At 64.7% G+C, this 9,883-nt stretch carries 8 protein-coding genes and 1 pseudogene; 4 read left to right on the forward strand and 5 right to left on the reverse strand.

All coding sequences use genetic code 11. The features are described from left to right. Positions 1-2 precede the first annotated feature (2 nt). Positions 3-353, reverse strand: a complete 351-nt coding sequence (locus DBR12_RS22330; protein WP_233244352.1) for a hypothetical protein — start codon at positions 351-353, stop codon at positions 3-5. Positions 354-730: 377 nt separating this feature from the next. Here DBR12_RS22330 and glmU point away from each other — a divergent pair, with 377 nt between their 5' ends. Both glmU and DBR12_RS08210 read left to right on the forward strand, forming a co-directional pair. Continuing rightward, positions 731-2,149, forward strand: coding sequence for a bifunctional UDP-N-acetylglucosamine diphosphorylase/glucosamine-1-phosphate N-acetyltransferase GlmU (gene glmU / locus DBR12_RS08205; RefSeq protein ID WP_108616797.1), 1,419 nt, complete (start codon positions 731-733; stop codon positions 2,147-2,149). Between the two features lie 106 nt (positions 2,150-2,255). Further along, on the forward strand, positions 2,256-3,059 hold the full coding sequence (locus tag DBR12_RS08210) for an ATP-binding protein (RefSeq protein WP_108616798.1): 804 nt from the start codon (positions 2,256-2,258) through the stop codon (positions 3,057-3,059). A 19-nt stretch (positions 3,060-3,078) separates the two neighbouring features. Here the strand turns inward: DBR12_RS08210 and DBR12_RS08215 are convergent, their stop codons facing one another. After that, entirely contained in the window at positions 3,079-4,131 is a 1,053-nt protein-coding gene (locus tag DBR12_RS08215; RefSeq protein ID WP_108616799.1) for a diguanylate cyclase, read from the reverse strand. 155 nt (positions 4,132-4,286) lie between these two features. Next, positions 4,287-4,775 carry an Lrp/AsnC family transcriptional regulator gene (locus tag DBR12_RS08220; protein ID WP_108616800.1) on the reverse strand — a complete coding sequence of 163 codons (489 nt, stop codon included), beginning with the start codon at positions 4,773-4,775 and terminating at the stop codon, positions 4,287-4,289. Between the two features lie 138 nt (positions 4,776-4,913). Between DBR12_RS08220 and glmS the strand changes: the two genes are divergently transcribed. Then, complete coding sequence (gene glmS / locus DBR12_RS08225; RefSeq protein WP_108616801.1) at positions 4,914-6,827, forward strand: glutamine--fructose-6-phosphate transaminase (isomerizing); 1,914 nt, start codon at positions 4,914-4,916, stop codon at positions 6,825-6,827. A gap of 781 nt (positions 6,828-7,608) precedes the next feature. Here glmS and DBR12_RS08230 read toward each other — a convergent pair. Further along, positions 7,609-8,169, reverse strand: a complete 561-nt coding sequence (locus DBR12_RS08230) for a phosphohydrolase (RefSeq protein WP_108616802.1) — start codon at positions 8,167-8,169, stop codon at positions 7,609-7,611. A 137-nt stretch (positions 8,170-8,306) separates the two neighbouring features. Here DBR12_RS08230 and DBR12_RS08235 point away from each other — a divergent pair, with 137 nt between their 5' ends. Then, positions 8,307-9,260: a GlxA family transcriptional regulator gene (locus DBR12_RS08235; RefSeq protein ID WP_108616803.1), complete on the forward strand. Its 954-nt coding sequence runs from the start codon at positions 8,307-8,309 to the stop codon at positions 9,258-9,260. Between the two features lie 407 nt (positions 9,261-9,667). Here the strand turns inward: DBR12_RS08235 and DBR12_RS23540 are convergent. Next, positions 9,668-9,796 (reverse strand): annotated as a pseudogene (locus tag DBR12_RS23540) (integrase); the annotation flags it as partial. Positions 9,797-9,883 lie beyond the last annotated feature (87 nt).

Genomic DNA, 9,883 nt, shown 5'->3' on the forward strand with positions numbered 1-9,883 from the left:
AGCTACCTGCAGTCCCAAGCCACCACCACGCGTGGCGGCACGACTGCCACCAGCAATACCTGGCGGGATGCCAATGGCTTCATCAGCAACATCACCGAGAACAATGCCGATGGCATCCGCTGGCCATGCCGGCGGTTGAAGTTGTGGGCGATGGCGCGGGGCGTTTGCAGATGCCCGGCCAGTTGAAGAACTTCGGCCAACACCCATGCTGGCTTCTTGCGGGACGGCAGCGCTCCATGAGCCTTGCAACCCGCCACATCAATCCGCACCTTGGCCTTCCTGCGCCGTTGCCATGCCCTTCGGGTGGATTTCAAGGGACCATGGCGCAACCACGAATGCACCAGCAGATTCACCAAGAGTCGCCGCAGGCGGGGACGCCAACAAAAGGCCAGCAGGATGGCAGTCAGAGAAATTGCACGGCAGTTGGGGTTGTCGGTGTCGCGCGTGAGCCGCATCGTGGCCGAGCAGCGGGATTTGGTGGTGAGGGGTGCAGAACATCATGACCCCGGGCCTCAAGTTTTGGCGGGGTGACTGCGCCCCTGTTGCTGCGACGCAGGCACGTGTTGGGCACGGTGGCAGGCTGAAGTCTGTTGCGCGGGGTACGCGCTGGTGGCGGCTGCCTGTAGCGTGAACGGTGGGCTGCGCCTTGGGTCTGCGGGCGGCGCAGCCGATAATCCCGCACCGGCCTGCGTGGCGCACCGCCCCGGGCCTCGATCTCCAGATGCATTCCATGACCCCAATCGACATCCTCATCATGGCGGCCGGCAAGGGCACGCGCATGAAAAGCCGCCTTCCCAAGGTGCTCCAGCGCTTGGCCGGGCGGCCGCTGTTGCACCATGTGCTGGACCAGGCCGTGAACCTGCAGGCGCGCAGCGCCATCGTCATCACCGGCCATGGTGCTATAGAAGTAGAAGCGGCTTGCGCTGGCGCAGCAGGCGCAAAGGGCTGTTTTGACCTGAAATTTGTGCGCCAGGAGCCCCAGCTGGGCACGGGCCACGCCGTGTTGCAGGCGGTGCCCCAGCTGCGCGATGACGGCATGGCCGTGGTTCTGTCGGGCGACGTGCCGCTGACCGAGGCCGACACGCTTCGCGCCTTGGTGGCCGCCAGCGGCGGCGAGCAATTGGCGCTGCTCACGGTGACTCTGCCAGACCCTTCGGGTTATGGCCGCATCCTGCGCAATGCCGTTGGCGCCGTGCAGGCCATCGTCGAACACAAGGATGCCAATGACGCGCAGCGCGCCATTGCCGAGATCTACAGCGGCATCATGGCTGTGCCCGCGCGCTTGCTGCGCGGCTGGCTGGCGCGGTTGACCAATGACAACGCGCAGGGCGAGTACTACCTGACCGACATCGTTGCCATGGCGGTGGCCGATGGTGTGCCTGTGGTGGCGCACCGCATTACCGACGCGCTGCAGGTGGCGGGCGTGAACAGCCCGCTGCAACTGGCCGAGCTGGAGCGCGCCCACCAGCTGCGCCAGGCGCGCAGCTTGATGGAGCAGGGCGTGCGCTTGGCCGACCCGGGGCGCTTTGACCTGCGCGACGATGCGCGCACGGGCGCGCGCGGCGAGCTGCTGTGTGGTCAGGATGTGGAGATCGATGTGAACTGCGTCTTCACTGGCCGGGTGGAGCTGGGCGAAGGCGTGAGCATTGGCGCCCACTGCTGCATTGCCAACGCACGCATTGCTGCGGGCGCGGTGATCCACCCCTATACCCACATCGACGGCGAAAAGATGGGTGCCACGGTGGGCGAGGGTGCCCTGATCGGCCCCTTTGCCCGCCTGCGGCCCGGTGCGCAGCTGGGCCGCGAGGTGCATATCGGCAACTTTGTGGAGGTGAAGAACAGCACGCTGGCCGATGGCGCCAAGGCCAACCACCTCGCGTACCTTGGTGACGCCACGGTGGGCGAACGAGTGAACTACGGCGCGGGCAGCATTACCGCCAACTATGACGGCGCCAACAAGCATCGCACGGTGATAGAGGCCGATGTGCATGTGGGCAGCAACTGCGTGCTGGTGGCGCCCGTGACCATTGGCGCAGGCGGCACGGTGGGCGGCGGCAGCACGATCACCAAGAGCACGGCGCCAGGGGCGCTGAGCGTGGCGCGCGGCAAGCAGGTGAGCATTGCCAATTGGGCGCGGCCGAAAAAATGAGACACCCCCTGAGTCGCTTCGCGCCTTCCCCCTCCAGGGGGATGCCGCCAGCGCACGGACGCGCTGCGACACCATGGTGTCTTGCCGATGCTTTTGGAAGCTTGGCATGAGCATTGAAAACGAACTGCAGACCGTCGAAGGGTTGCGCGCCGAACTGGCCCGCAGCCAGCAGCAGGTGGCCGACATGGCGGCTGCGCAGGAGGAGTTCTTGCGCGCTGTCTCGCACGACCTGCGCGCGCCGCTGCGGCATGTGACGTCCTATGGTGCGCTGGTGCGCGAGGTGCTGGGCGATTTGCCGCCCGAGGTGGCGCAGGGGGCCGAGGTGCAGGAGGCACTGGGTTTTCTGGCCACCATGGACCAGTCCGCCCGGCGCATGGGTCTCATGATCGACGGTCTGCAAGCCCTGGTGCGCGCCAGCCGCGCCCCGCTGCGCCTGCAGCCTGTGCCGCTGGCCGATGCGATTGCCCAGGCACGCGCCACGCTGGCCCCCGCCGAGGCGGGGCGCGCCGTGCAATGGCGCGTGGATGCTGACCTGCCCATGCTGCATGCCGACCCTCTGCTGCTGCAGGAGTTGCTGACGCAGTTGCTGGGCAATGCGCTCAAGTTCACGCGTCACGCGGTAGCGCCTTGCATCACTCTGGCTGCGGACGTGTCGCCCGCAGGTCAGGTGGCCTTCACGTTGCAGGACAACGGCGTGGGCTTCGACCCGGTGCGGGCGGGCGCCTTGTTTGGTGTGTTCCAGCGCTTGCATCGCGAGACCGAGTTTGATGGTGTGGGCGCAGGGCTGGCTCTGTGCCGTGCCATTGCCCTGCGGCATGGCGCCACGGTGACTGCCACGGCTGCGCCCGGGGAGGGTTGTACGGTGCGGGTGGTGTGGCCATCCCCGGCGCACGCAGGGCAAGAGCCCTGAGCTTCGTAGAAAAACGCGTTTACACCGCTGGCGCCAGCGCGGGCTCCATGTGGCCCGATACGCGGTTGCGCCCTTCGTGCTTGGCAACATACAGCGCCGCGTCGGCTGCATCGATCCAGGCGCGCAGGTTGCTGTGACGGTGGTCGGCCGGGGCCACGCCGATGCTGCTGGTGATGCGCAGATCGGGCAGGTGGCGCAGCCGCACGCACTCGGTCTGTTCGCGAATGCGTTGGGCAATGGTGAGGGCATCGCGTGCGTGCATGCCCGGCAGCACGATGGCAAATTCATCGCCGCCGAAGCGCCCGGCGCAGTCCCCCGCGCGAACATTGCCGCGCACCACGTGGGCCAGGGCGCGGATCACTTCATCCCCCACAGTGTGGCCGTGCAGGTCGTTGATGCGTTTGAAATGGTCGATGTCCAGCATCAGCAGGCAGGCGGGTTCATCGGTGGTGTGGTGCCTGCGCAGTGCGGCTTCGGCCTGCTCCTGCCAGTGGCCGCGGCCGAACAGGCCGGTGAGTGCATCCACACGCCGCAGCTCATCAAGCATCAGGTTGTTGTGCGTGGCCCTGCGGATGAGCAGATAGCTCACGATGCTGACGGACAGCGTGTGCAGCACCATCACCGGCAGGCAGGCCACCATCACCCGCATGGATGTCTCGGGCGCCCAGTGCATGCCGGTGAACAGGGTGCTGGCGACACCCGCCACCAGCATCACCACCAGGGCTCGTGCCCACAGCCCCCGGATGCCGGTGGTGATCTTGTCCACCAGGGTCAGGGTGACCAGCAGCACGCTGGGCAGCAGGTTGAAATGCATGAGCGGCACCAGCGCAGCGGCCATGGCCGAGTCGATGAGCAGGTTGCGGGTTTCGGTGCGATAGGGGTCGACGCTGCGCCGCGTGAGCAGGTAGGCCACATGGGGCCAGACAAAGCAGGGCAGCGCCATGCACAGCCACGCCAGGGTGGAAGCCTGGCGCTCCCACAGCACCACGCCCACCACCATGCCGCCCAGCCCCATGCCCAGTATGCGCAGGGGATAGATGCGGCGAGGCATCTTGCGTCGGGAGGTTGGCATTGGTCTGTGATTACGCTGGGGGCGTCGACATGGGTACAGGTCAAGGATGCGGGGGAGCTTACAACGCACATCCGCGCGATACCAGCAAGAAATGACCATCCGGCGCAAGGCCTTGTGGCGAAAGGCTTTTCAAAAATAATAGCAATAAACGCTCTTCAGTCGCGCGCAAGAGGCACTTTTGTATCGAATTTTGCGCGCCGTGTCGCAAAGAAGGCCTTCACATTGCGCACGTTGGCGTCGCCAGTGAACAGGCGCTGCGACAGCGCCAGATACCCCGGCATGTCCCGCGTGTGGACCACCAGCACAAAGTCTGGCCCGGGCGACACGCGCCAGCATTGCTGGACGGCGTCGTCCGCCACGGCGCGCGTCTCGAACGCGTCTAACTGCTCGGCGCCCTGTCGGTCCAGCGACACCTCGACGATGCAGGCCAGCCCGTGGCCCTGGATGGCCGCGAGCCGGTCGGGCTGCAGGATGGCGACCTGGCGCTCAATCAGCCCTGCATCCTGCAGGCGCTTGATGCGGCGCAGGCAGGTGGGCGGCGACACATGCACCTGCTCGGCCAGCGCCTGGTTGCTCTGCGCCGCGTCGGTTTGTAGCAGGTTGAGCAACTGCAGGTCGGTACTGTCGAGGGAAATTGATTCCATATTCTCTGAGTTATTGAATGAAAATTTCATCAGCTGGGTGGTGTGAAATTTAAGTTCAAATTTGTTCCAATATCAATCAATAATTTTTCAGCGTGGTGCCTACGATCGCCCCATCGCATCCAAACCAAGGGCCAAAACATGTGTGGCATCGTCGGCGCAGTCTCTGCGCGCAACATCGTTCCCATCCTCGTCCAGGGCCTGCAGCGGCTGGAATACCGGGGTTATGACTCCTGCGGCGTGGCAGTGCACGTCTCCAGTCTCGATGCCGCGCGTCCGGCAGGCCTGCAGCGCGCCCGCAGCACCGCCCGTGTGGCCGAGCTGCTGGAGCAGGTGACCGCCGAACACATCGACGGCGCCACCGGCATCGCCCACACCCGCTGGGCCACCCACGGCGCGCCCGCCGTGCACAACGCCCATCCGCATTTCAGCCACGGCACGGGCGCAGACGCGCAGGCCCAAAGTGCAGGCCGTGTGGCCCTGGTGCACAACGGCATCATTGAAAACCACGAAGAACTGCGCAAGGCGCTGCAGGCGCGCGGCTATGTGTTCGTGAGTCAGACCGACACCGAGGTCATCGCCCATTTGGTGGACAGCCACTACAACGGCGACCTGTTCGACGCCGTGCAGGCCACAGTGGCCGAGCTGCACGGGGCCTACGCCGTCGCCGTCATGCACAAGGATGAACCCCACCGCGTGGTGGGCGCGCGCGCAGGCTCCCCCCTGATCCTGGGGGTTGGAAACGCCGGGGCAGAGCATTTTCTGGCCAGCGACGCCATGGCCCTGGCCGGTGTGACCGATCAGATCGTCTACCTGGAAGAAGGTGACCTGGTGGACCTGCAGCTGGGCCGCTACTGGATGGTGGGCAAGGACGGCGCAGCACTCACGCCCGCACAGCGCCCCGTGCGCACCGTGCTGGCGCACAGCGGCGCGGCCGAGCTGGGGCCCTACCGCCACTACATGCAAAAGGAGATCTTCGAGCAGCCGCGCGCGATTGCCGACACGCTCGAAGGCGTGGAAGGGATCGTGCCCGAGCTGTTTGACGGCCAAGGCCAACACGGCCAGCCCGGCGCCGCAGCCTGGCGCGTGTTCAAAGAAATAGACAGCGTGCTCATCCTGGCCTGCGGCACCAGCTACTACAGCGGCTGCACGGCCAAGTACTGGCTGGAAGAAATCGCGGGTATCCCCACCCAGGTGGAAGTGGCCAGCGAGTACCGCTACCGCACCAGCGTGCCCAACCCGCGCACCCTGGTCGTCACCATCAGCCAAAGCGGCGAAACCGCCGACACGCTGGCCGCGTTGCGCCACGCGCAAAGCCTGGGCATGCAGCACACGCTCACCATCTGCAACGTGGCCACCAGCGCCATGGTGCGCGAATGCAAGCTGGCCTATATCACCCGCGCGGGGGTAGAGATTGGCGTGGCCAGCACCAAGGCCTTCACCACCCAGCTGGCAGGCCTGTTCCTGCTGACGCTGGCGCTGGCCCAAAGCAAGGGCCGCCTGACCGATGCGCAAGAGGCCGACCACCTCAAAGCCATGCGCCATCTGCCCGTGGCCTTGCAGGCCGTGCTGGCGCTGGAGCCCCAGCTCATCAGCTGGGCCGAAGACTTCGCCCGCATGGAAAACGCACTCTTCCTGGGCCGGGGCCTGCATTACCCCATCGCACTGGAAGGCGCATTGAAGCTCAAGGAAATCAGCTACATCCACGCCGAGGCCTACCCGGCCGGTGAACTCAAACATGGCCCCCTGGCCCTGGTGACCAGCGCCATGCCCGTTGTCACCGTGGCGCCCAACGACGCGCTGCTGGAAAAGCTCAAGAGCAACATGCAGGAAGTGCGCGCGCGCGCCGGCGTGCTCTATGTGCTGGCCGATGCCGACACCCGCATCGAAAGCAGCGAAGGCATCCACGTCATTCGCATGCCTGAACACTACGGCCCGTTGAGCCCGCTGCTGCATGTGGTGCCGCTGCAGCTGCTGGCGTATCACACCGCGTGCGCGCGCGGCACGGATGTGGACAAGCCCCGAAACCTGGCGAAAAGCGTGACGGTGGAGTAAAGGGCGATTGAACCGCCCGTTGGTATTCTGGGTAATTAAAGTCGTAAACACGCAAATAAAGTCGTAAACAAGCCTCCAGCATTCATGCGGGTTTGCGGGGGGGGGCATTTGTAACAGTAAAGTCGTAAACTCGAACTTGACGGGTAAAGACGACCTGGAAATACGAAGCAAGCCGCAGCCCTGTTTGGGCTTGCTGCTACATAAAAAAGAGCGCTCAGTTTGAGCGCTCTTTTTTTGGTTTTTCTAGAAGTTCTTGCGGTCCGAGCAGCCCCTAAACGCTCCGATGACTGCAAGAGGCTGGCTGCGGCCATTCGTTTTTGGTCGGCCAACGACCGCAGTGTGCGAGACCGGCCTTTGGGGGCTTTGTTGGTCGGACGACAGCTTCACCTTCCGAAGCTGACAGTCAATGAATCGGCGTTCTTGTACAGCTACGTGCAAGATGCTGTTGGATCCAATGACAGCTTTCCCAAGCTGCAAATTAGCAATCGGCGGCGTCGGCGTGAACGGCGAACGAGTCTGCGGTTGTCGACTCCGTGCCCAAAGCCGAAGTTCGAGGTCAACGGCGAAGGACGGCAGCGCAGCGGTTGCCGACGATCGTAGCTCCCTCAGTCGGGGACTGGTCTCGACAACAAGCGGTCACCGCTGGACGGCAACTGTGGCGCGCCTGCAGTTAGGCTTGAAGGGGCTACGGGAACAGGGTCAATTCACGGTGGATACGACTTCAGCTGGCGAACGCCTGCGCCTCCGGTGCCTGAACCGCACCACCTAGGCCGGCTCGGGCTCACCATTTGACGATGCCGCGGGTCACCGCGATGCCGCCCTTCAGGGTGGAGCCACCATAGTCCCTGGCCAGGCGAAGCAAGGTGGCGTGAAAGCCCAGATTGGGAAACGCGGCTTCGACGGCGCGGATGTCCGATCGCGCAAGGCCCTTGCGCAGCAGCCCCTGGCTGGCGTCGATCCAGTCGGCCTTGCGGCAGGCCTCGATCACTTCCTGGTGGGGCCCTCGGTAGGGCGTGACCTTGTGGTGCCAGTGGATGGCACCAGCCAGCACAGCCGGGTCCAGGCCCCAACCGTGTCGCTGGTTGTCGGCCAAGGCCAGGGCTTCGGAAGGCTCCAGATAGGCCAGCGCGCCATCGCTCCACAGGCCGATGTCGTGGTACGCAAAAGCCGTCTCCACCAAACGCTCAGCGTCCGGCGCCTGAGCCAAGAAGTGCATGGCATAGCTGATGGCTCGGTAGACATGGTTGCGGTAGCCGGGCAGGTCCGCACCTATCTGCGGCTGGTAGCGGGCCAGCAAGGCCTCAACATGCGGGCGGTAGGTCTTGATGAGGATAGAGCTCATGGCGAAGCGTGTCGGTTCTTGAAAGAGTCACCATTGTTCGAGCCCGACGCCCGCGCCAACAGTGGCCGAAACGCCTTTTATCGCTAACATTGGGCCAAAGTTAATCGCCCCTCACGTTGCCACGTGCCCGCTGCGCCATGTACGTTTCCCTTTCCGTATGCGTGCTCGCTTTTGAACGCATCAGCCCGTTTCACCTGTCCGTTCCCTGCGTGGTGTTTGGTGAATCGCACCCCGGGGTGCCTGCGATGCAGCTCGAGATTTGTGCGGAGCGCCCCGGCCTGATCCCCAGCAGCGTCGGGGTGGGTCTGCAGGTCCAACAGGGCTTGCAGGCAATGGCCGCGGCGGATGTGGTGATCGTACCTAGCTGGTCCGACCCCGAGTTGCCGGCCTCGCCCCTGGTGCTGAAGGCCTTGCGCGCCGCCCATGCCCGAGGCGCACTCGTGGTAGGCCTGTGTCTCGGGGCTTTTGTGCTGGCCCAGGCCGGCCTGCTGGACGGGCGGCAGGCCGCCACGCACTGGGCGCATGCGGCGGACATGGCGCGCCTGCACCCCGAGGTGCAGCTGATGCCCGACGTGCTGTACGTGCAGGATGGCCAGGTCCTGACCTCGGCCGGAACCGCCGCCGCCCTCGATTGCTGCCTGCATCTGCTGCGCCAGCGCCTGGGCCAGGCCGTGGCCAACCGCGTGGCGCGCCGGCTGGTGACCGCGCCGCACCGGCAGGGCGGTCAGTTGCAGTTCATCGAACAGGCACTGCCCAGCACCGGGCGCCACGAACGCCTCAGCGGCTTGCTGCAAAGCCTGCAAACGCGCCTGCATGAAGGGCACAGCGTGGATGCCTGCGCGGCCCAGGTCGCCATGAGCCGGCGCACCTTCACCCGCCAGTTCCAGCAGCACACCGGGCAGGCCTTGGGCGACTGGCTGCTGCACGCACGGCTGCAACAAGTGCAGCAATTGCTGGAAAGCAGCGATCTGGGCATGGACGCGATTGCCGTGCAGACCGGGCTGGGTTCGGCCGCCTCGCTGCGCCGCCACTTTCGGCGCCGATTCGCCGTCTCACCGAGCGCCTGGCGCCAGGCTTTCCGGGGGCGATGAAGTTGCTCAGCCGGCCTTCAAATGGGCCTGGAGCAAAGGCACAAACAGTCATGTAGGTCGGGTCGCGACCCGCCGCCGAACCGATTGTGCAGGCTTCGACCTTGCCTATGCTGCGGTGGATGGCGGCTCTTGACCCGCCCTACAGCTTCCTCTGCATCGAGCCGTTGAGTGACTGCTTTCAGGCCGCCAATTCGGTGGATCGGAGGATCGCTCCGGGTCGATTGCTGAAATTCGACGAACTTCAGCTATGGGCACGTTTCTGCCGCTCAGCTTTGACATCTGAGCTTTCGGAGATGGCCAACAGCCGGCGATCGCGCAGGTGCTTGTAAGCGGCCGTCCGGTCCACGCCTTCAAACGCATTCCGCCCAGCCGTCGCTGCCGGCCGAGCGGAAATTGCCTTATCTCGATCAAATCTCGGTTTGTTCGGATATCTCCAGGGCATCGTCGACTTCGATGCCCAGGTACCGTACGGTGGACTCGAGTTTGGAGTGGCCCAGCAACAACTGAACGGCTCGTAGATTCTTTGTGTGTTGGTGCCGATGCAAACCTGACCAGCTAAACCGCAAAGTGCCAATCCAATATTGACCAGGGTGTTCCACTGACCTGCTGAGAATTTCAGCAGG

This window comes from Acidovorax sp. HMWF029 (genome assembly GCF_003060895.1).
Classification (GTDB): Bacteria; Pseudomonadota; Gammaproteobacteria; order Burkholderiales; family Burkholderiaceae_C; genus Acidovorax.